The following is a 20859-nucleotide window of genomic DNA, read 5'->3' as shown; positions in this document are numbered from 1 at the left end:
CTCCAAGTCGAATCGGTCGGTCAGGTGGTGGAGAGGGTGTTGCCGCAGGTGTACACACCCGTGGTCACCGTGTCGAGGGCGGCCCGAGCGTTGCCCTGAATGCCCTCGCCGACGGCGAAGAACCCGAAGGTCAGGCGCGTGCCGTCCTGAGCGGTCACGATACCGGCGAGGGAGTACGACGTGTCGATCCAGCCGGTCTTCGCGGCGACCGCGCCCCGCGCGATCGCGTTCGCGCCGGTGAAGCGGCTCGAGAGGGACCCGAACTGGCCGGCGACCGGCAGCCCCTGCGCGATGTGGCTCAGAGAGCCCTCACCGTCGGCGATGCGCACCATGAGACGCGTCACGTACGAGGGGGGCACAGCGTTGAGATGGCTGAGGCCCGAGCCGTCGCGGATCGTCAGGCCGGTGACCGGCACTCCGTACTCGTCCAGCGCGATGCGGTAGGCCGAGGTGAGGGATGCCGCCGAGCCGTCGAGCCCCAGGTTCTTCGAGACGACGCGCGCGAGCATCTCGCCGAGAGCGTTGTCGCTCGTGAGGAGCATCTGAGGGATGAGCGTGCTCACCGGCTGCGAGCGCACCACACCGAGCGTGTCGGTGTCGGGCGCCGAGCCGAGGCTCGTGATCGGCGTGCCTCCGGCGTTGCCCGCGACGGCGAGCGCCTGCGCGAAGGCCTGCCCCGCACGGGCGACCGGGTCGGTCGAGCGGGGGCTCGTGCCCGCGACGGGGTTCGCGCGATCGGCGTCGACCTGCAGCGCGGTCACCTCGGACTGGTATCCGATCGTCTGCTCGCTGCGCGCCCAGGAGGGGTCCCACTTGTCGGCGGGGTCCCAGTAGGTCGCGTCGAGGACGACCTCGCGAATCGCCGGGGCATCGGGATGCGCGGCGGCGTAGGCGGCGACCGTCTGCGCAGCGAGGTCGGCAAGCTTCGGCGCTCCACGGTAGAAGCTCTCCTGCCCCGGGGGGAGCCTGCTGAGGGTCGCATCGCCACCGCCGACCAGGGCGACCGTGCCCGGCTCGACGCCGTCGACGACTCGTGTGGTCAACCGGTGGTCGGGGCCGAGCGTCGCGAGGGCGGCTGCTGCCGTGAGCACTTTGAGCACGCTCGCCGTCCGCACGGGACGGTCGGCGGCGCGGTCGAACAGGATCTCGCCGGTATCGGCGTTGACGACCGACCCGGAGAGCTCGCGCAAGCGGCCGTCGCGGGCGAGGGCGTCGATCGAGCAGGAGCGGATGCCCTGCGCGGCCACGAGCTCGTCGGGTACCGGTCGAGGGTCGGGCTCGGGCGTGGCTGTCGGGGTCGGTGTGGGGGTCGGCACGGCCACCGGCTCGGCAGAGCCCACCGCGACGCCCGCGAAGAGGGAGCCCGTGCCGAGGACGACGAACGCGACCGTGAGGGCGGTGGCCACGAGGGCGCGGGGGTGTCGGCGGCCCGGTGTGGCATCCGGCTCCGTCATGCGGTCATGGTACCCCTCGGGATGCAGCCCCTGAGGGGCCGCGTCACTCTCCCGGATACCGCAGCCCGATCTGCGCGCGAATCTCGTCGAGGACGCCCATGATGGCGACGGACTCCTCGATCGGCAGCGAGGCGGGGGCCTGCCCGGCCGCGCGCCGCTCGAGCTCCCAGGCCTGGAACTCCATGCCCCGCGTGCTCAGGGGGTGCTCGAAGCGCTCGACGATGGAGCCGTCGGCGCCGTAGTGGGTGAACGAGGTCGCCGTGTACCAGACCGGATCGATGTCGATCCACCCCTCGGTTCCCAGGATCGAGGCTCGGTTGGGGCCCTTGGTGTCGAGCACCGAGTGCAGCACGGCCTGACGGCCGTCCTCGTGCACGAACTGCATCGCGGTCTGACGGTCCACGCCCGTCGGGGTCATGGTGGCGGCGGCCGCGATCGACGTGGGGAGGCCCAGGATGTCGACCGCGAGCGACACCGGGTAGATGCCGAGGTCGAGCAGCGCTCCGCCCCCCAGGTCGGGGTTCTGCAGCCGGTGCTTCGGGTCGGTCGAGATGGACTGCGAGTGATCGGCGAGCACGGTGCGAACGTCGCCGAGCGCTCCCGCATCCAGAATCTCATGAATGCGCACCATGTGCGGCAGGAAGCGCGTCCACATCGCCTCCATGATGACGACACCGCGCTCCGCAGCGCGGTCGGCGAGCTCGCGCGCCTGAGCGGCGTTGACCGTGAAGGACTTCTCGACGAGCACGTGCTTTCCCGCCTCGATGGCGAGGAGAGCGCATTCGTGGTGCATCGGGTGCGGTGTGGCGACGTAGACCGCGTCCACGGTGTCATCCCTGACGAGCGCCTCGTAGCTGCCGTGCGCGTGCGGAATGTCGAATCGTGCCGCGAAGTCGTCGGCCGATGACTGCGATCGCGAGCCGGCGGCGGTGACCGTGAAGCCGCTCGCCGTCAGGTCGGACGTGAAGGCGCGGGCGATGCCACCCGTCGCAAGAATTCCCCAGCGCAGTCCCGGAGCCATGTCAGACCTCTCTCGCGATCGGCATCGGCACCGGCCGCGAGTAGCCAGCCTACTGGAGGTGGCGCTAGCAGTTGACCCAGCGTGCAGCGGCGCGCGTGAAGCTGTACGGCTCGTTCGGCACCCCACCGTGCGTCATCGCGAACAGGATGCACGTACCCGCCATGCTGCCCGTGCTACCCGGCTTGTACAGCGACGCCCGGTGACCACTGGAATCCCACCACTTCTGCGCCACGGTCGACCCCGTGTTGCCCGACCCGCCCGCAAGGTTCCCATCGCAACCCACACTGGGCACACCATCACTGCGCTGCGAGCCGATGTGACCCCACGCGCTCATCGGGTCGGTGCTGGGATCCTCCGCCATCCAGAACAGACGCTGCTCCATGCACGAGTCGTACCGAATATTGCCGAACGGCACCGGCGGCAGACAGTTCGCCACCCGGATCTCGTTGTACCGCGCCGCGAACGACGCCAGGTCGGAGGACGTCGTGCCCGCGACGCCGCCGGCCGAGGTCGTGGCGGGCGCGCCGCCGGCGGAGCCGCCGATCGCTGCCGGGCAGGCGGGCGGCTCCGGCGCGGGCGGTGGCTTCGGGGCCGCGGGAGGCTCGCTCGAGCCCGACCCGCCCGAGGAACCGCCGGACGACGAGCCCTCGCCGGAAGAGGTGCCCGCTGCGGAGCTGCCGGAGGAGCCGCTGCTCGACCCGCTCGACCCGGAGGAGGTGTCGACGGCGACGGGCTTCTGCGCGGAGTGCTCGGTGTCGCTGTCGCGAGAATCGTCGTCGGCGGCCTCGTCGGTGGCGCGTTCGACCATCTCGATGATCCGGATGCTCGACTCGTCCGCCGACCCGCGTGTCTCGATCCCGGAGATCACGGGCGAACTGCTCGCGGCTCCCGCGGAGCCGCTCGCGACGCCGGCCGCCTCGCCGCTCGTACCCCCGAAAATCGGCACGATGACGAGAAGAACCGTCGTGAGAGCGCTTCCCGCGATCACGGATCGAAACATGTGAGGCTCCCCCCGAGCTGGATGGCTCGAACCTGTGGATAGACGGCCCCCCGGCCGCTGCTGCCACGGTATGGCGCTCCTTCGCCTCCCGACAAGTGCGTGTCGTCGCAAAACGAACAGATCACCCGCGAAGTGGGGGCGTCCACGGCGCCCACCGTCCCCCGAACGAGGCACAGGGAGGGGGTCGAAGAGGGTGGAAGACAGTGGTGCCGGCTGCGGGCGTGGAGCGGCGCTCCACGCTGAGAACGACTCCAGCGCGGCCCCGAGCGCGAGGGTGGAGAACAGTGGTGCCGGCTGCGGGCGTGGAGCGGCGCTCCACGCTGAGAACGACTCCAGCGCGGCCCCGAGCGCGAGGGTGGAGAACAGTGGTGCCGGCTGCGGGACTTGAACCCGCAACCTTCCGATTACAAGTCGGGTGCGCTACCAGTTGCGCCAAGCCGGCGAGCGCGCTCGCGAGGAGCGACGCCGAGTGAAGACTACCGCCGTACCGCTACGGGCTCGGTGTGGGGGTCGGCGTGGGGTTGGTCGCGAACTCGGCCCCGGCTGCCTCGAGGACGAACTGCGAGAACTCGGATTGCTCGAAGGGGTAGCGGAATTCAAAGAGGTCGCCGTTGACGAACACCGCGGGGGTGCCCGAGATGCTCTCCACACTCGTGTCGGAGATGGGAAGCGGACCCTCCAGGGCACGCTCCGTGGCGGCCTGCACCCAGTCGCGGAAGCGAAGGTCGTCCACGCACTGCTCGACGGCGTTGAGGGTGACGGTGCTCGCGTCCACGCCGGCCCGCGCGGCCAGCTCGACGAGCTCCTCATCCGTGAGCCCGGGTGTGCCCTCCTCCGGCTGGTTGACGAAGAGCGCCTCGTGGAAGTCGAGGTAGCGGTTCGGCGCGTAGTTGGCGACGCACGCGGCCGCATTGGCCGATCGCAGGGAGTACCGGGTGCCCGCGGAGAGGTTGGTCAAGGTCGAGAGCGGGTGGTACTCGACGGTGGCCGCGCCCGACTCGATGAGGGTGCGGATGAGCTCGCCGTTCTCGGCGTCGAATTCCGCGCAGCGAGGGCAGAGGTAGTCGACGAAGACCTGAATCTCCACGACGCCGGCGGGATTCGGCTCGGAGGGGATCGGCCTCGCCCCCGCAGGGCGAGACGGCGTCGCGACGGCCTCGAAGTTCTGGCCGATCTTGATGCCGTCGCTCGCCATGTTGAGGGGCCCGTCGCCCTCCGGCCGCACCGAGTTGGTGAGCACGAGCGCGACGACCGCGATGATCGCGACCACGACCACGGCGATGCTGCCCTGCACAATCCAGAGAGTGCGCCTCTCCTTCTTGCGCTGCGATTCGCGCAGCACGCGGGCCTTCTCGCGGGCCTCGGCGCGCCTCTCGCCCCGAGTCGGGGTGTGCGCGGGAGGTGGGGCCTCGTTCATGCAACCTCGCTCACAGGGATGGGACGTTCTTCGCCGTCCGTCGTTGGGCGGCGCCGTCGGGCGCCCCCACGATGGTACCCGCCGTCGGGGGCCCTCACCCCCCACGCGAGGGTCGTGCCATACTGATTCTTGGTGACCGAGGGCGTTCCACCGCCCGCGGGCATCATCCATTCACTACGGATCGTCCGGCACGTACCTGCCGGTGAAGGAGAAAGTTCACAATGGCAACCGTCACCTATGACAAGGCAACACGGCTCTACCCGGGCTCGGAGACTCCCGCGGTCGACTCCCTCGACCTCGACATCGCCGACGGCGAGTTCCTCGTTCTCGTCGGACCCTCCGGCTGCGGAAAGTCCACCTCCCTGCGCATGCTCGCCGGCCTCGAAGAGGTCAACGACGGCAACATCTTCATCGGCGAGCGCAACGTCACCGACCTTCCGCCGAAGGATCGCGACATCGCGATGGTCTTCCAGAACTACGCCCTCTACCCGCACATGACGGTGGCCGAGAACATGGGCTTCGCGCTCAAGATCGCGGGCATCAACAAGGACGAGCGCGCCAACCGCGTGCTCGAGGCGGCGAAGTTGCTCGACCTCGAGCCCTACCTCGACCGCAAGCCGAAGGCGCTCTCGGGCGGCCAGCGCCAGCGCGTCGCCATGGGCCGTGCCATCGTGCGTCAGCCCCAGGTGTTCCTCATGGACGAGCCGCTCTCGAACCTCGATGCGAAGCTGCGCGTGCAGACCCGCACCCAGATCGCGTCGCTGCAGCGCCGCCTCGGCGTCACGACCGTCTACGTCACGCACGACCAGACGGAGGCCCTGACGATGGGCGACCGCATCTGCGTGCTCAAGGACGGCGTGCTGCAGCAGGTGGGAAGCCCCAGCGACCTCTACGAGACGCCGACCAACGTCTTCGTCGCCGGCTTCATCGGCTCCCCCGCGATGAACCTCTTCCCGGCTGCCGTCGCCGACGGCGGTGTTCAGTTCGGCTCGGCGATCGCCCCCGTCTCGCGCGATGTGCTCTCCTCCACGAGCGAGAAGACCGTCACCGTGGGCGTCCGCCCCGAAGACCTCATCATCAACACGAAGGGCGAGGGCCTCTCGGTCGAGATCGACCTCGTCGAGGAACTCGGCGCTGACGGCTACCTCTACGGCCACATCGACGTCGAAGGACAGCGCGTCGACATCGTCGCCCGCGTCGACGGCCGCTCGCACCCGCACAGCGGCGAGACCGTGTTCCTCACGCCGGAGCCGAAGCACGTGCACGTGTTCGACACCGCGTCGGGCAAGCGCCTGAACAAGGAGCCGATCAGCGCCAACTAGGCCGCACGGTTCGCGCAGAGTCCGAGGGCGGGCGGTGTCTCACGACACCCCCGCCCTTCGCTCTTTCCGAAACACGAACGGCACTCCACCGGAGCCTCCCGAGTCCCGTCGACGACACCACGAGAGAGACCCATCACCGTGAGCGCATCCCTCAGCATCACCTCCGCGGTCACCGACCCGGGGTTGCTCGATCTGCCCTGGCACGAGCCACTCGACGTCTGGCCCGACGACGCGATCGCCACTCTCCCCAAAGGCATCTCCCGCCACCTCGTGCGCTTCGTGCACCTGAGCGACTACGTGGTCGCGATCAAGGAGACGACGGAGGAGATGGCGCGGCGCGAGTACGACGTGCTGCGCACGCTGCAGCGCATGGACATCCCGTGCGTCGAGCCCGTGGCCGTCATCACGGGGCGCCTGGACGAGAAGGGTGAGCCGCTCATGCCCGTGCTCGTCACGCGGCACCTGCGGTTCTCCCTCCCCTATCGCGCCCTGTACTCGCAGACCCTGCGCACCGATACCGCGACGCGTCTCGTGGATGCTCTCGCCGTGCTGCTCGTACGGCTCCACATCGCCGGCTTCTTCTGGGGCGACGTCTCGCTCTCCAACACCCTCTTCCGGCGCGACGCCGGCTCCTTCGCCGCCTACCTCGTCGATGCCGAGACGGGTCAGCTCTACTCCGGGGGCCTCTCCAACGGCCAGCGCGAGAACGACCTGGAGATCGCCCGCGTCAACATCGCGGGCGAGCTGCTCGACCTGGAGGCCGGTGGGCGACTCGATGAGAGCATCGACGCGATCGAGACGAGCAACGGCATCATCGAGTCGTACCGCTCGCTGTGGAAGGAGCTCACCGGCTGGGAGTCCTTCGACAAGACCGAGCGCTGGCGCATCAACCAGCGGGTCGAACGGCTCAACGACCTCGGGTTCGACATCGAGGAGCTCGCGATCACGACGGACGGCGCGAGCACGCAAGTGCGCATTCAGCCCAAGGTCGTGGATGCGGGCCACCACACGAGGCGCCTGCTGCGACTCACCGGCATCGACGCGGGAGAGAACCAGGCCAGGCGACTGCTCAACGACCTCGACGCGTACACCGCCTCCACGTACCCGGGCAGGAAGGTGGACGATGAGGTCGTCGCGCACGAGTGGCTCGCGCGCGTCTTCGAGCCCGTCGTGCGCGCCATACCGAAGGACCTGCGCGGCAAGCTCGAGGCGCCCGAGGTCTTCCACCAGCTCCTCGAGCACCGCTGGTACCTCTCGCAGAACGAGTCGCGCGCCATCCCGCTCGCCGAAGCGCTCAGCTCCTACATCGACACCGTGCTGCGCCATCGTCGCGACGAAGCGACCGTGATCGCACCGGTGACCGAGACGATCTCGATGCCCGCGCTCGACACCGCGGCCATTCCGCTGAGCGACGACGACGTGGTCGGCGGCTCCTGGCGAGACAAGGTGTGAGCCGCCGCCGAGGGGAACCTGCCTCGTAGCCCCCCTCGGCCGCGGTGAGCGATCACGCCAGGATCGTGAGCGGGTGCTCGATGCGGGAGACGAAGGCGGCGAGCCAGCGCGCGGCGAGCGCGCCATCCCACGCCCGGTGGTCGGCCGACAGCGTGACCGACATGACCGAGCCGACCTCGAGAGCACCGTCGACGACGACGGGCATCTGGCGGGCGGCACCGACGGCGAGGATGCCCGCTTGGGGCGGGTTGATGATGGCGCTGAACGACTGCGTGCCGAACATGCCGAGGTTCGAGACGGCGAAGCTGCCGCCCTCCATCTCGTCGGGGCGCAGCTTGCCGCCGCGCCCGCGCTCGGCGAGGTCGGCGATCTGCGCACCGAGCGCCGAGACGCTCAGCCCCTCGACGCCGCGAACGATGGGCACGACGAGACCGTCGTCGAGCGAGACCGCGATGCCGATGTCGACGGAACCGTGCTGCAGCATGCCGTCATCGCTCCACGTGCGATTCGCCTCGGGCACGTCGCGGAAGGCTCCCGCGACCGCCTTGACGACGAGGTCGTTGACGCTCACCTTCACGGTGCCCGCTGCGTTGATCTCGGCGCGCATCGCGAGCAGCGCATCCACGCGGCAGTCGGCCGTGAGATAGAAGTGCGGCACCTGGTTCTTGCTCTCGGTGAGCCGACGCGCGATCGTCTTGCGCATGCGGCTGTGCGGCACGAGCTCAGGCTCGGCACCCGGCGCCGTCGCAGCAGGCGGCGACGTCTGCGCGGGGGCGCTCGCGGGCGGCGCGCTGGCCGGTGAGGCTGGGGCGGGAGCCGATGCGCTGGGAGCATCGGTGAGCAGCGCCTCGATGTCGCGGCGCACGATGCGACCGTCGGGGCCGGAGCCCTGCACCTCGTCGAGGGAGAGCCCGTGCTCGCGCGCGAGACGGCGCACGAGAGGGCTGATGAACCGCCGACCCGCCGTGGGCTCGTCGGTCGCGGGCGCAGCGGGGGTGCTGCTGGCGCTGGGCGCATCCGCCGCAGATGCGGACGGGGCGGCAGCGGGAGCCGATGCGGGGGCCGGGGATGACGGGGACTGCACGGCGGCCTCCGCGACGGGGGCCGCCGACTCGGGGTCGGTAGCGGAGGGGGACACGGCCGGGGTCTCGGCGGCGGGTTCCGCGTCGGGAGCCGCGGGCTCGGGCTCGGCCGACTCGCCGGCCTGCCCGACGACGGCGATGGGCGCACCGACATCGATCGAGTCGCCCTCGGCGACGAGTAGCTCGAGCACCGTGCCGGCCGTCTCGGCCGTGTACTCGACGACGGCCTTCTCGGTCTCGATCTCGGCGAAGGGCTGACCGACCGCGATCTCGTCACCCGCGGCGACGAGCCACTTCTGCACGGCCGCCTCGGTGACGTTCGCCAGCACCTCCGGCATGCGGATGGTCGTCGACATCAGGCTGCCCCTCCCGCGTGGCGGCGTACGGTCTCGAGACCGGCGACGACCTCCTCCGTGCGCGCGATCGCGGCGCGCTCGAGTACTCGCGAGATCGAGGGCGACGACTCGGCGCCCGTCACGCGCTGCACGGGCTGGTCGAGCCAGTCGAACAGGCGCCTCTGAATCTCGTCGGCGAGCCAGCCGCCGTACGACGTGCCGACCGCTCCCTGCTCGACGATGAGCACGGCGTTGGTCTTCTTGACGCTCGTCTCGATCGTCTCCCAGTCGAGGGAGGCACGGTCGAGCCAGCGCAGGTCGATGAGCTCAGCATCCACGCCCGTCTGCTCGATCGCTTCCAGGCTGTGCTTGACCATCGAGAGGTAGCTGATGACCGTGACGTCCTTGCCCTCCCGGCGCACCGCGGCGTTGCCGGGCGGGATGATGTAGTCGAGGTCGCCCGCGATGATCTCGTCCTTCTCGCCGTACAGGTCCACGTGCTCGATCACGAGCACCGGGTCGCCGAGCGCGAGAGCCGCGTTCATGAGGCCGACGTAGTCGGCCGCGGTCGAGGGGGCGACGATGCGCCAGCCGGCACTCGTCGCGAAGATGCCCGCCGGGTCCATGAGGTGCTGCGAGCCGTAGCCCGAGCCCATCGCGACCTTCGTGCGCAGCACGAGAGGAACGGGGTTCTGACCGCCGAACATGTGCCGGGCCTTGCCGATCTGGTTGAAGACCTGGTCGGCGGCGACCCAAAGGAAGTCCGGGTACATGAACTCGATGACGGGCACGAAGCGGCCGTCGAGGGCGAGTCCACCGCCGAGACCCGCGAAAGCGTTCTCGCTGATCGGCGTGCCGAGGGTTCGCTCGGGGAAGGCGGTGGCGAGGCCCTTCGTGGCGCCGTTCGTGCCGCCCTTGAGGCGATGCACGTCCTCGCCGAGAACAAGGATGCGCTCGTCCTCCCCCATGCGGCGCTCCATGACGCCCGCGACAGCGTCGACGAACTTCATCGACTCGCGCTCGCGCGTGTCGGTGAGCGGCTCGACCGCGCGCAGCTCCGCAAGCTCGCTCGCGTCCCCCCGCACGCCCACGTCGACGAAGTCGGGGTCGGGCCAGAGCTCGGGGCGGATGCGCCGCTTGCCCTGGCTGTCGGGGTCGGCCTCGAGCAGATTGTCGGTGGCCGCATCCATCGCCGCGATCGCCTGGTCGCGCACCTGCTGCACGCCCGCCTCATCGATGAGGCCGAGCTTGATCATCTCGCGCGCGACGCGGTCGAGCGGATCGCGCTTCTTCCACTCGGCCTCCTCCTCCTTCGTGCGGTAGCCGAAGGCGCTGCCCGGGTACGGCCCGTTCTGGTGGAAGAAGCGGTAGACCTCGGCCTCGACGACCGCGGGGCCGCCCCCGCTGCGCATGACCTCGGCGGCCTGCTCCATCGCGAGGTGCACGGCGAGCGGATCCATGCCGTCGACGCGCCAGGACGGGATGCCGAAGCCCTGGCCGCGCACGGAGAGCCGCGTATCCGCGACGCTCTCCTCGATGCGGGTCGCGACGGCGTAGAGGTTGTTCTCGACGAAGAAGCACACTGGGAGCTTCCACGCCGCGGCGAGGTTCATCGACTCGAGCACCGAGCCGATCTGCGCCGCACCGTCGCCGAAGTAGTTGATCGTCAGATCGGTCGTGCCCGAGTGCTTCTGCGCGTAGGCGTTGCCCGTCGCCATGGGCGCGCCGCCGCCCACGATCGCGTTCGTGCCGAGCGCGCCGGCCTCGAACCACTGCAAGTGCATCGAGCCTCCGCGACCGGCGCAGAAGCCCTGCGCGAGACCGAGGATCTCGGCGAGTGTGCGCTGCAGCACGCCCTGGAGGGTGTCGTCGACGAGGCTCGTGAGATCGAGCTTGCCCTGGCTCACGTGCGTGATCGCCTTGGCGAGGAACTGGTGGTGGCCGCGATGCGATCCGTTGACCGCGTCGGTCGTGCGCAGACCCACGATCGAGCCGACCGCGCCGCCCTCCTGCCCGATGCTCGAGTGGGCGGGGCCGTGCACGAGGCCCTCCCCGGCGAGCTCGAGCACGCGCTCCTCGAAGGCGCGGATGAGGTGCAGCTGCCCGAGCATGGTCGCGAGCAGGGCGGGGTCGGCGTTCTTCCAGTCGGCCGCTGTCGTCGACAGCTCGACCCACGGTGCGGTCGATTCCAAACGTCGTTGTCTCGGCATGGCCGTTCCTTCGTCGAAGCGTGTACCCGCCGAACTGCGGCGGTCGGTGTTGCCACAGTAGACGGGATTGCATCCAATCACAAGATTTTTCGCGCACTATCCTGGTCAGGACGCCACCCATGCGGGTATATTGCATCCACGACGAGCGTGCGCGAGGAAGGGACGACGATGCGGGGACTACCGGGACTCCGGGGCATGGAGCACATCGGCTTCACCGTTCCCGACCTCGAGGAGGCCGACGACTTCTTCGTGAACGTGATCGGGTGCGAGCGCGTCTACTCGCTCGGCCCCTACGTGCGCGACGACGACTGGATGGCGACGAACCTGAACGTCCACCCCCGCACGACCATCCCCGAGCTGCGCTTCTACCGCTGCGGCCACGGCTCCAACTTCGAGATCTTCCAGTACGACGCCGCCGACGGCCAGCTGCCTCAGCCCCGCAACAGCGACATCGGCGGCCACCACCTGGCCTTCTACGTCGACGACTTCGAGGCGGGCCTGCAGCACTTGCGCGACCACGGTGTGCGCATCCTCGGCGAACCGACCGACAGCAAGAACGCGAGCGAGGGGCAGCGGTGGGTGTACTTCCTCAGCCCGTGGGGCATGCAGCTCGAACTCGTGAGCTACCCGAACGGCAAGGCGTACGAGCGGGATGCGCCCGTGCTGCTGTGGAACCCGAAGGACCCGTCGGCGTGAGCGAATCGACCGCTGCACCCCTCGTGCCGACCACGAGCATCCCGACCCCGCAGACGCGCGACGGCAATGCGAGCCTGCGCGTCGCCCGCGGGCTGCGGGAGGCGATCGTCGCCGGCGAGTACCCGCCCGGCTCCCGACTGCGTCAGGAGGAGATCGCCGAGCGGTTCGGGGCGAGTCGCGTTCCCGTGCGCGAGGCCCTCAAAGTTCTCGAGGCGGACGGCCTCATCACGCTCGTCGCCAACGCCGGCGCCTGGGTCTCGCAGCTCACTCTCGCCGAGTGCGAGGAGGTCTACCAGACCCGCGAGCGCGTGGAGCCGCTCCTCCTCCGGCTCGCCGCCGGCAGCATCACCGACGAGACGCTCGATGAGCTCGACTCCCTCGCCGAGGCGATGGTCGCCACCGACGATGTCGAGGAGTTCCTGCGCCTCGACCGCGCGTTCCACCTGGCGATGTACGCGGGCGCCCGCACCCTCGTGCTGAGCGACCTCGTGGAGCGGCTGTGGAACTCCACCCAGCCCTACCGGCGCGCGTACACGCTCATGATCGACGCCCACAGCCAGCGCATCGTCCACGACGAGCACCACATGCTCGTGACGGCACTGCGCGAGGCTGATGTCGACAGTGCCGAGAGGATCCTCGAGGGGCACATCCGTCGCACGCGCCGTCGCCTCGCCGCGCACCCGCAGCTCTTCGCCGACACCACGACAGACCGACCCACGACACCACGACAGACGACACCACGACAGAAGGGGCCATCATGGCCATCGCAGTGATCAACCCGACCACCGGCGCGACGGAGCGCACCCTCGAGCCGCACGACGCCGACGAGATCGAGCGGCGGGTCGCAGCGGCCCACGCCGCTGCACAGGCGCTGCGCGGCGAGACCTACGCGCAGCGCGCCGCGTGGATGCGCGCCGCCGCCGACGTGCTCGAGTCAGAGGCTGAGGACGTCGCGGTCATGATCACGCGCGAGATGGGCAAGCCCATCGCCCAGTCGCGCGCCGAGGCGCACAAGTGCGTGAAGAACATGCGCTTCTACGCCGACCGTGCCGAGGAGTTCCTCGCCGACGAGCCGCTCGACGACCCGTCGAGCGTCGGGGCGAGCGCCGCCTGGGCACGATACGAGCCGCTCGGCGCCGTGCTCGCCGTCATGCCGTGGAACTACCCGCTGTGGCAGGTCATCCGCTTCGCGGCGCCGGCCCTCATGGCGGGCAACTCGGGCGTGCTCAAGCACGCCTCGAACGTGCCCGAGTCGGCGCTGTACCTCGACACGCTCTTCACGCGCGGAGGCTTCCCCGAAGGGTCGTTCACGACCCTGCTGATCGGCGCATCCGCCGTGGACGCCGTCATCGACGACCCCCGCATCACGGCGGTCACGCTCACGGGGTCCGAGCCCGCCGGCCGCTCGGTGGGCGCGCGCGCCGGCGGCCAGGTCAAGAAGGCCGTTCTCGAGCTGGGAGGCTCCGACCCGTTCATCGTCATGCCGTCGGCCGATCTCGACAAGGCCGTCTCCACGGCGGTGACCGCCCGCATCAACAACAACGGGCAGTCCTGCATCGCCGGCAAGCGCTTCATCATCCACAGCGACGTCTATGACGCCTTCGTCTCGGGCTTCACCGACGCGATGGCCGCCCTCACGGTCGGCGACCCGATGGACGAGTCGGTTCAGGTGGGCCCGCTCGCGACGCGCAGCGGTCGCGATGAGCTCGCCGAGCTCGTCGACGACGCGGTCGAGAAGGGCGCCACGCTCCTCACGGGTGGCTCGGCTCCCGAGGGCGACGGCTGGTTCTACGCGCCGACCGTGCTCGCTGACCTGCCGGAGGGGGCGCGTCTCGTTATGGAGGAGGCGTTCGGCCCGGTCGCGACCGTGTACCGCGCCGAGAGCGCCGAGCACGCCGTCGAGATCGCCAACCAGACGACGTTCGGCCTGAGCTCGTCGGCGTGGACGGAGGACGCGCAGGAGCAGGAGTACTTCCAGTCCGCTCTCGACGCGGGTGCTGTCTTCATCAACGGCATGACGATCTCGTACCCGGAGCTGCCGTTCGGCGGCATCAAGGACTCGGGCTTCGGGCGCGAGCTCGCGGCGGCGGGCATCCGCGAGTTCTGCAACCTCAAGACGGTCTGGAAGGCCTGACGGAGGGACGGCGCCCGGCGCGCCTGCCGGGGCTAGAAGCCGTGGAGGTGCGTCGCCGTGCCGGCGGCGGAGGGGAAGTCCTCCTGCGTGCCGTCGTCGAGCCGGTCGAGCACGAACCAGACCGCCTGCACCTCAGCCTCCTCGCTGTTCCAGAATCGATGCGGGATGCTCGAGTCGAACGCGATCGAATCCCCCACTTCGAGCACCGAGCGCCCGAAGCCGACCTGCACGTTGAGTCGACCGCGCACGATGATGCCGTACTCGCGGCCGTCGTGGCGGATGAAGTCTGCGGGAGGTTCGGCCCCGGGCGCCGGAGCGTAGATGACCTCGATGAACTCGGCCTTCGTCTCGGGCTTCGCCGTGAGTCGCTCCCAGCGGGGGCCGGAGCTCATGCTGATCGTCGGTCGGTCGGTGGACCGCAGCACGATCCCGGCCTCCTCGAGCGAGGTGTCGGGAGAGGTCGCGACGACGTCGTCCGCCGGCAGCTCGGCCGGCTCCTCGCCGGGAGCGGGAGTCTCCTCGAAGAGGCTGTCCATGGAGATGCCCAGCTCGCTCACGACGTTGTAGAGGGCGCGCACGCTGAAGGAGGCGAGGCCGCGCTCGACCTGGGAGACGTGGCTGGCCGAGACCTGCACTCGGCGCGAGAGCTCGCGGACGCTCATCCCGATGCTCTCGCGAGCCAGTCGGATGCGCTCACCGACGACGGCCCACTCGGTGTCGTTATCGCCCTGGCTCATGCCGTCCTCTCACTGCGTGTGCATACCCAGTGTATTCGGGTGACGGGCTATGTGCACTCCAGGAGAACATTCGTGCGGCGCGCTCGACCTTCAGTCGCCTCGAGCGTCCGGGCGCATCGCCTTCATCTCCCGCAGCACGTCGACGGCCGAGGTGATGGAGCGCGCACCCTCGTCCTCGTCGCCGTGCCCGAGATCGGCGAGCGTCTGATAGGCCATCTCGCGCCGCCCGATCACGAACCAGATGCCGCGAGCGGGCGCATCCGTCTGATTCGTATACAGGTGCGGGCGGTTCGCATCGAAGCAGAACGAGTCGCCCGGAGCGAGCTCGTAGGTCTCGAAGTCGATGCGCAGGGTGAGACGCCCTTCGAGCAGCACACCGTACTCGAGCGCGGCGTGGCGCATCATCTTGCCCTCGACGGAGGACGAGCCGGCCGGCGCGTAGGTCACGATGAGCGGGTCGGCGACAGAGGAGTCCCCGACCGCCAGGCGCTCCCACGTGACGCCGTTCTCCATCTCGATGACCGGGTTGTCTTCGCGTCGCTGCACGACGGAGTCGCTGGTGCGACCCTCGTGCCGCACGGCGGATCCCGTGGAGTCACCCAGACCTAGCGGGGCCGAGTCGGTGCGCTGATGCCCCATGAGACCGTCCAGCGAGATGCCCAGATAGTTGACCAGGGCATACAGGGTGCTGACCGAGGGCTGAGTCTTGCCCGTCTCCACCTGCGAGAGCAGACTCGCGGACACTCCGACGGCCGAGGCAACCGCGCGCAGGCTGAGTTTGCGCGACTCGCGAACCCGCCGCAGCTCCGCGCCGACATCGAACTGCATGGTCGCACCTTTCGAAATCGGTCGCCGAGTGCTGAGGATCCACCAGGTCGACAGTGGGGGTGAACGTTGACTAGTTGCTGAGCATAGTCGAAATACTCGGCGCGCTCGCGGCGCCATCCCCAGATTCAGCGGATCCCCGGGAGAGATCACGCCCGCCGTGGACCATCACTATTGTACACTCTTACTGAACGACTGACCGTCCGACAGAGGAGGATCACCGTGGATCCCGACGATGACCGCACGCACCCTCGCACCGAGCGTGCCGCATGACCGCCGCGACGCACCCGATCGCCTTTCTTGGCCTCGGCGCCATGGGCGCAGGAATGGCGACGCGCCTCGCCGACCAGGGGTTCGCGGTCACCGTGTGGAACCGCAGCCCAGCGGCCGCGCACGAGCTGGCCTCCCATGTCAGCGTCACGGCGTGCGACTCCCCTACCGCCGCCTTCGAGTCCGTCACCGTGGTGCACTCGATGCTCGCCGATGACGCGGCGCTGCTCGCGGTCTTCGACGATGAGCTTCTCGCGAGCGTCCCGGCGGGTCGCGTGCATGTGAACCATGCAACCATCAGCCCGGCGGCGGCCCGCGAACTGGCCGACCGGCATGCGCGCCACGGTGTCGGATACGTGCAGGCCCCCGTGCTCGGCCGCTCCACGATCGTCACCTCGGGCGGCCTGCTCGTCGTCGCCTCTGGCGATCCGGATGCTGTCGCCGCAGCACAGGCGTCGCTTGAGGCGCTCGGCCAGCAAACCTGGAACCTCGGCGACGACGTCGCCATGGCCGCCATCGTGAAGATCGCCGTCAACTACAGCCTCATCAGTGCGCTGCAGTCGATCGCGGAATCGGTCTCGTTGGTCGAATCCGCCGGCATCGACTCTGAGGAGTTCGTGCGGATCCTCACGCACACGGCGTTCAGCGGGGCCGCGCATAAGGGCTACGGGCCGCTCATCGCCGCCCAGCGCTACGAGCCCGTCGGTTTCGCGATGTCGCTGGGGCTGAAAGATCTGGGTCTCGCCGAGTCGGCCGCGGCCGAGCGCGGTGTCACGCTGCCGCTCGCCCCCGTGCTGCACGAACTGTTCGAGGCGGCTGTTTCCGACCCCGCGCTGAGCGAACTCGACTGGTCGGCCGTGGCTGAGATCACCCGTCGCCGCAGCGGGCTGACGACCCCGTGAGATCGAAGGGCGGCGGAAGACCCGAATTCATCCCGCCGCCCCTCGAGACTGTGTCGGTCTAACGCCCCCCGCGGCCGTCGACTGTATTCATGTGGGACTGCGAATCGCGCAGGGTCGACAGTTCGCCGCCCACTGAGTAGTAGCGCTTGCCTGCCACCAGCAACTCCTCGGCCGGGAACTTCGTGATGACCTCGCACCCGTCATTGGTGACGACGACCTCTTCCTCGATGCGGGCAGCACCCCAGCCATCCGCCGCCGGCCAATAGGTCTCCAGGGCGAACACCATGCCCTCTTCGAGAACCTCGGGGTGATCGAACGACGTCAGACGCGAAAAGATCGGCTTCTCCCAGATCGACAGGCCGACACCGTGGCCGTACTGCAGGGCAAACGCTGCCTCCTCGTCAGGGAAGCCGAACTCCTCAGCCTTCGGCCACACGGCGACCACGTCGGCGGTCGTCGCACCAGGTCGAACGAGAGCAATCGCGCGGTCCATGTACTCGCGGGCTCTGGTGTACGCATCCTTCTGAGCCTGACTCGCGGAACCCACCGCAAACGTGCGGTAGTAGCAGGTGCGGTAGCCGTTGTAACTGTGCAGGATGTCGAAGAACGCCGGGTCACCCGGTCGAATCAGTCGGTCACTGAACACGTGGGGGTGCGGAGAGCAGCGTTCGCCCGAGATCGCGTTGACTCCCTCGACGTACTCCGACCCCAGGTCGTAGAGAGTCTTCGCCACGAGGCCGACAGTCTCGTTCTCGCGCACCCCCGGTCGCAAGAACTCGTACAAGTTCTCGTACGCGGCGTCCACCATCGATGCGGCCTGCGTGAGCAACCGAATCTCGTCACCGGTCTTGATGCGGCGCGCCTCCATGAATACCTGCTGGCCGTCAACGACCTGGATGCCCTCCTTCTGCAGCGCGAACAGAATGGGCAATTCGATCACGTCGACACCGAGCGGTTCGTTGGCGAGCCCGAACTTCTCCAGCTCGCGCTTGATCTTGCGGGCCACTTCCTCGGCGATTCCGGCATCAGGCGGGAACGCGCCCCGCAGAGTAGAGATGCCCGCCCGCGAGCCCGACTCAAGCCTTGGGCGCGTCGCCCCATGGTGCGGTGCGTGAGGGTCGGCGTCGGCTTCCGAATGTGTGTGGTCAAGCCACGGGTTGTAGAGCGAGTGGTGCTTTGCAGCCGACCCGAAGTCCCACACGATGGGATCGGTCTTGCGCGTGATGAGGGCGAATCGGATGAGCTTGTCCATAGCCCACGTGCCGATGTGCGTCGCCGACATGTAGCGGATGTTGGAGAAGTCGAACGCAAGCAGGGCACCGACGTCTGACGCGTCTAGCTGGGCCTTCAGACGCAGGAGCCGATCGGTGCGGAGTCGGTCGAAATCGACCCGTGCCTCCCAGTCGACAGCGTTCATGCCGGTGGTGCCGGTGCTCTTCATGGTGGTCGCCTTCTTGGTCAGTGATGATGTGTGGGGAACGGTTGCGGACGCGGGCTAGGAGCCTCGAGGGATGGCTTCGCGCGCTCGGCGCCGCCAGGCCACGATGATCGGGATGAGGGCAGCGAGAATCACGAAGACGCCCAGCAACCAGTACTGCCACGAAAGACCGAGGGACAAAAAGCTCAACGCACTCGTGATCGTCTGCAGCAGCAAGCCGGCAGCAGCCACCGCAATCGCGGAACCTGACCCTCCGAAGATGCTCGCTCCCGCGATCACGATCGCCGTCACCGAGGTCAGGGTGAGTGCCTGCCCGGTATTGGCATCCCCGATTCCGGTGCGCGTGTAGAGGAGCAGACCGGCAACGGCGGAGAGAACGCCAGCCAGCACAGCGGCAAGGAACCGCATGCGGTCGACGTCCACGCCCATCCGGTTCGCCTTGACCGGATCCGATCCCGCAGCGCGGAGTCCGCGACCAATGGTGGTGCGCTCGATCACGAACCAGAGACCGACTGCGATGAGCACCGCGACCATGAGCACAACCGGAACGCCGGCAAGTGCCGTACCCACGGCTGCCATGATGTCGCCGGTCGCAGACCCCCCGGGAGCGGGTCGCAGAACCTGTGCGACGCCGACGACCGCGATGGAGGTGACCAGAGTGGCGATGACCGGCGGCAGATTGAGCCGCGTGACGAGCAGCCCGTTCACGACGCCCACCGCAGCACCTGCGAGCAGGGCGAGGGCGACGCCCAGGGCGAACACCCCCGGCCCACCTTGCCCGAAGTAGGAGATGACGACGGTGGCAAGAGCCACCACTGACCCGATGCTGAGGTCGATTCCACCCGTCATCACGACGACGAGCTGCGCGAGCCCGACCAGGATGATGACCGAGGTCGCCGCAAGGAGCTGACTGACGCTCAAAGGGTTCAGGAATGCTGACGAGACTACGGTCGTCGACAGACTGAGAACCAGTGCCAAGGCGAGCAGAACAGCGGCCTGAGTACCACCCGGGCCCAGCGGGCTCCGGCGTCGGCGGCCGCTCTGGGCCGTGATCGTGGTGGACTCTGACGTGTCTGTGGAGAGCACCGCCGTGCCGGTGATGGCGCGCTCGGTCACGTCATCACCATTGAGCACCGTCTGCACGCGACCGCGTGAGAACACGACCACACGATCACAAAGACCCTCGAGCTCAACCGCGTCTGTCGACAGGACGATCACGGTTGTTCCGGCCGCGGCCATCGCGCGAAGGAAGGCGTAGATCTCGACGCGAGCCCCAGCGTCGACGCCCTGAGTGGGATCCTCGACCAGGAGCACTCGTGGGTTGCCCAGACGTGCACGAGCGAGCAGCACCTTCTGCTGACTCCCGCCCGAGAGAGAGGTGATGGGCGCCTCAAGCGTGGGGGTCTTCACCGCGAGACCCTCAACGGCCTGGCGAGTGAGCCGATATTCCTGCGCCCGATTGATGACGCCGAACGGCATCGCCTCCCGCAACGAGGGAGCGACGACGTTCTCACGAATCGTCATGGTTCCGAACATCGCCTCACCAAGGCGGTCGCCCGGCAGATAGACAACACCCGCAGTCTTCGCGCTGCGCGGTGAGCGCAACGAGACCTGCTTTCCGGCGAGGGATACGGTTCCCGCGGTGTGTCGGTGCCCGCCGAGCGCCCGCAACACATCGCGCTGACCATTGCCCTCGACGCCGGCAAGACCCAGGATCTCACCGGGCAGGGCATCGAAGGAGACGGATGAGAAGCCGAGGCCACTCAGATCGGTGACGGCAACGACTGCGTCCGTCGTTCCGTCATCGATGCGCTTGTCGGGGAAAGTCGTCTCCAGAGTTCTGCCGACGATGAGCTCGACGATCTGCTCCTCGTCATAGTCGGCGACCAGTCCACGACCGACCACCTTGCCGTCACGGAGCACCGTCAGATCGTCGCCGATCTCCACAACTTCAGGAATGCGATGCGTGATGTAGACGATTGCGGTTCCGGCGGCGAGGAGTGCTTCGATGCGCTCGAAGAGCCAGCGCGTCTCCTCCGGTCCAAGAGCTTCCGTCGGCTCATCGAGAACGAGAACCCCCGGATCACTGGCAAGCGCAGCCGCGATCTCGACGAGATGCGCGTCTCGGAGCGAAAGATGCGATATCAAGGCGCCCGGATCGATCCTCAAGCCGAGCTCGCGAAAGTGGTCCGTCAGCCAGGTCACCGCCTTGGTGCGCGGGGGGCGCTTCGACTCGGGCAAGAGAAGCAGAACGGCATCCACGACCGAAAGAGAGGGAGCGAGCGCGGGAGTCTGGTACACGATTGCAAGACCGCGCTCTCGAGCGTCCCGAGTGTTCACTCGAGGCAACTCTTCGCCGGCCAGGCCGATCGTGCCGGAATCCGGCACGACCGACCCAGCAGCGATTCCGACGAGCGTGGACTTCCCGGCCCCGTTCTCACCGAGGATGGCGTGCACTCGGCCACGGGTGACCGTAACCGACACGTCGTCGAGCGCGCGCACACCCGGATACACCTTGGTGATGCCGGAGAGAATGAGGGGGGCGTCCATGATCATCGTTCTTT

16 protein-coding genes and 1 tRNA gene are annotated in these 20859 nt (G+C 68.6%); 6 read left to right on the top strand and 11 right to left on the bottom strand.

Annotated features, from left to right (window positions below; genetic code table 11):
• Nucleotides 1-20: 20 nt before the first annotated feature.
• From dacB to FK219_RS04925, 5 genes are all read right to left on the bottom strand, one after another.
• The gene (gene dacB / locus FK219_RS04945; RefSeq protein WP_152582285.1) at nt 21-1454 is read right to left on the bottom strand and encodes a D-alanyl-D-alanine carboxypeptidase/D-alanyl-D-alanine endopeptidase; all 1434 of its coding nucleotides are present in this window, start codon (nt 1452-1454) and stop codon (nt 21-23) included.
• Between the two features lie 43 nt (nt 1455-1497).
• The gene (locus FK219_RS04940) at nt 1498-2475 is read right to left on the bottom strand and encodes a Gfo/Idh/MocA family protein (protein ID WP_152582284.1); all 978 of its coding nucleotides are present in this window, start codon (nt 2473-2475) and stop codon (nt 1498-1500) included.
• 64 nt (nt 2476-2539) lie between these two features.
• Nucleotides 2540-3475 (bottom strand): hypothetical protein, encoded by a 936-nt coding sequence (locus tag FK219_RS04935; protein WP_152582283.1) that lies wholly within the window; start codon nt 3473-3475, stop codon nt 2540-2542.
• A 366-nt stretch (nt 3476-3841) separates the two neighbouring features.
• Nucleotides 3842-3917, bottom strand: a tRNA-Thr gene (locus FK219_RS04930).
• Between the two features lie 48 nt (nt 3918-3965).
• Nucleotides 3966-4892, bottom strand: a complete 927-nt coding sequence (locus tag FK219_RS04925) for a DsbA family protein (protein WP_165638058.1) — start codon at nt 4890-4892, stop codon at nt 3966-3968.
• Between the two features lie 221 nt (nt 4893-5113).
• Here FK219_RS04925 and FK219_RS04920 point away from each other — a divergent pair, with 221 nt between their 5' ends.
• Nucleotides 5114-6214 carry an ABC transporter ATP-binding protein gene (locus FK219_RS04920; RefSeq protein ID WP_152582281.1) on the top strand — a complete coding sequence of 367 codons (1101 nt, stop codon included), beginning with the start codon at nt 5114-5116 and terminating at the stop codon, nt 6212-6214.
• 138 nt (nt 6215-6352) lie between these two features.
• The gene (locus FK219_RS04915) at nt 6353-7666 is read left to right on the top strand and encodes a DUF4032 domain-containing protein (RefSeq protein WP_152582280.1); all 1314 of its coding nucleotides are present in this window, start codon (nt 6353-6355) and stop codon (nt 7664-7666) included.
• A 52-nt stretch (nt 7667-7718) separates the two neighbouring features.
• Here FK219_RS04915 and FK219_RS04910 read toward each other — a convergent pair whose 3' ends face one another.
• Both FK219_RS04910 and FK219_RS04905 read right to left on the bottom strand, forming a co-directional pair.
• Entirely contained in the window at nt 7719-9104 is a 1386-nt protein-coding gene (locus FK219_RS04910) for a dihydrolipoamide acetyltransferase family protein (protein WP_152582279.1), read from the bottom strand.
• Nucleotides 9104-11293: an alpha-ketoacid dehydrogenase subunit alpha/beta gene (locus tag FK219_RS04905; protein ID WP_152582278.1), complete on the bottom strand. Its 2190-nt coding sequence runs from the start codon at nt 11291-11293 to the stop codon at nt 9104-9106. Before FK219_RS04905 ends, FK219_RS04910 begins: the two co-directional genes overlap by 1 nt.
• A gap of 195 nt (nt 11294-11488) precedes the next feature.
• Between FK219_RS04905 and FK219_RS04900 the strand changes: the two genes are divergently transcribed.
• The 3 genes from FK219_RS04900 to FK219_RS04890 are packed head-to-tail and all read left to right on the top strand — an operon-like array spanning nt 11489 to nt 14123.
• Nucleotides 11489-11989 carry a VOC family protein gene (locus tag FK219_RS04900; protein ID WP_235923768.1) on the top strand — a complete coding sequence of 167 codons (501 nt, stop codon included), beginning with the start codon at nt 11489-11491 and terminating at the stop codon, nt 11987-11989.
• Nucleotides 11986-12762: a GntR family transcriptional regulator gene (locus FK219_RS04895; RefSeq protein ID WP_328821604.1), complete on the top strand. Its 777-nt coding sequence runs from the start codon at nt 11986-11988 to the stop codon at nt 12760-12762. Before FK219_RS04900 ends, FK219_RS04895 begins: the two co-directional genes overlap by 4 nt.
• Entirely contained in the window at nt 12747-14123 is a 1377-nt protein-coding gene (locus tag FK219_RS04890) for an NADP-dependent succinic semialdehyde dehydrogenase (RefSeq protein WP_152582276.1), read from the top strand. The genes FK219_RS04895 and FK219_RS04890 overlap by 16 nt, the downstream gene beginning before the upstream one ends.
• 32 nt (nt 14124-14155) lie before the next feature.
• Here the strand turns inward: FK219_RS04890 and FK219_RS04885 are convergent, their stop codons facing one another.
• Entirely contained in the window at nt 14156-14860 is a 705-nt protein-coding gene (locus tag FK219_RS04885; RefSeq protein WP_152582275.1) for a helix-turn-helix domain-containing protein, read from the bottom strand.
• Between the two features lie 90 nt (nt 14861-14950).
• Nucleotides 14951-15688, bottom strand: coding sequence for a helix-turn-helix domain-containing protein (locus FK219_RS04880; protein WP_152582274.1), 738 nt, complete (start codon nt 15686-15688; stop codon nt 14951-14953).
• A gap of 266 nt (nt 15689-15954) precedes the next feature.
• On the opposite strand from FK219_RS04880, the gene FK219_RS04875 reads away from it, so the two are divergent.
• A complete protein-coding gene (locus FK219_RS04875; RefSeq protein WP_152582273.1) occupies nt 15955-16857 on the top strand; it encodes an NAD(P)-dependent oxidoreductase in 903 nt (300 codons plus the stop codon).
• Nucleotides 16858-16915: 58 nt separating this feature from the next.
• Here the strand turns inward: FK219_RS04875 and FK219_RS04870 are convergent, their stop codons facing one another.
• Nucleotides 16916-18298: a M24 family metallopeptidase gene (locus FK219_RS04870; protein WP_152582272.1), complete on the bottom strand. Its 1383-nt coding sequence runs from the start codon at nt 18296-18298 to the stop codon at nt 16916-16918.
• A 54-nt stretch (nt 18299-18352) separates the two neighbouring features.
• Nucleotides 18353-20845, bottom strand: a complete 2493-nt coding sequence (locus FK219_RS04865) for an ATP-binding cassette domain-containing protein (protein WP_165638057.1) — start codon at nt 20843-20845, stop codon at nt 18353-18355.
• Nucleotides 20846-20859: the final 14 nt, after the last annotated feature.

The organism is Microcella pacifica (assembly GCF_009371975.2).
Taxonomy (GTDB): Bacteria; Actinomycetota; Actinomycetes; order Actinomycetales; family Microbacteriaceae; genus Microcella; species Microcella pacifica.
The sequence above is the reverse complement of the archived record's forward strand: the minus strand, read 5'-3'. Positions and strand labels throughout refer to the sequence as shown.

Coding starts and splice junctions, on each gene's coding strand:
- dacB (WP_152582285.1), bottom strand. CDS start 1,454: ATGACGGAGCCGGATGCCACACCGGGCCGCCGACACCCCCGCGCCCTC.
- FK219_RS04940 (WP_152582284.1), bottom strand. CDS start 2,475: ATGGCTCCGGGACTGCGCTGGGGAATTCTTGCGACGGGTGGCATCGCC.
- FK219_RS04935 (WP_152582283.1), bottom strand. CDS start 3,475: ATGTTTCGATCCGTGATCGCGGGAAGCGCTCTCACGACGGTTCTTCTC.
- FK219_RS04925 (WP_165638058.1), bottom strand. CDS start 4,892: ATGAACGAGGCCCCACCTCCCGCGCACACCCCGACTCGGGGCGAGAGG.
- FK219_RS04920 (WP_152582281.1), top strand. CDS start 5,114: ATGGCAACCGTCACCTATGACAAGGCAACACGGCTCTACCCGGGCTCG.
- FK219_RS04910 (WP_152582279.1), bottom strand. CDS start 9,104: ATGTCGACGACCATCCGCATGCCGGAGGTGCTGGCGAACGTCACCGAG.
- FK219_RS04905 (WP_152582278.1), bottom strand. CDS start 11,293: ATGCCGAGACAACGACGTTTGGAATCGACCGCACCGTGGGTCGAGCTG.
- FK219_RS04900 (WP_235923768.1), top strand. CDS start 11,489: ATGGAGCACATCGGCTTCACCGTTCCCGACCTCGAGGAGGCCGACGAC.
- FK219_RS04890 (WP_152582276.1), top strand. CDS start 12,747: ATGGCCATCGCAGTGATCAACCCGACCACCGGCGCGACGGAGCGCACC.
- FK219_RS04885 (WP_152582275.1), bottom strand. CDS start 14,860: ATGAGCCAGGGCGATAACGACACCGAGTGGGCCGTCGTCGGTGAGCGC.
- FK219_RS04880 (WP_152582274.1), bottom strand. CDS start 15,688: ATGCAGTTCGATGTCGGCGCGGAGCTGCGGCGGGTTCGCGAGTCGCGC.
- FK219_RS04875 (WP_152582273.1), top strand. CDS start 15,955: ATGACCGCCGCGACGCACCCGATCGCCTTTCTTGGCCTCGGCGCCATG.
- FK219_RS04870 (WP_152582272.1), bottom strand. CDS start 18,298: ATGAAGAGCACCGGCACCACCGGCATGAACGCTGTCGACTGGGAGGCA.
- FK219_RS04865 (WP_165638057.1), bottom strand. CDS start 20,845: ATGGACGCCCCCCTCATTCTCTCCGGCATCACCAAGGTGTATCCGGGT.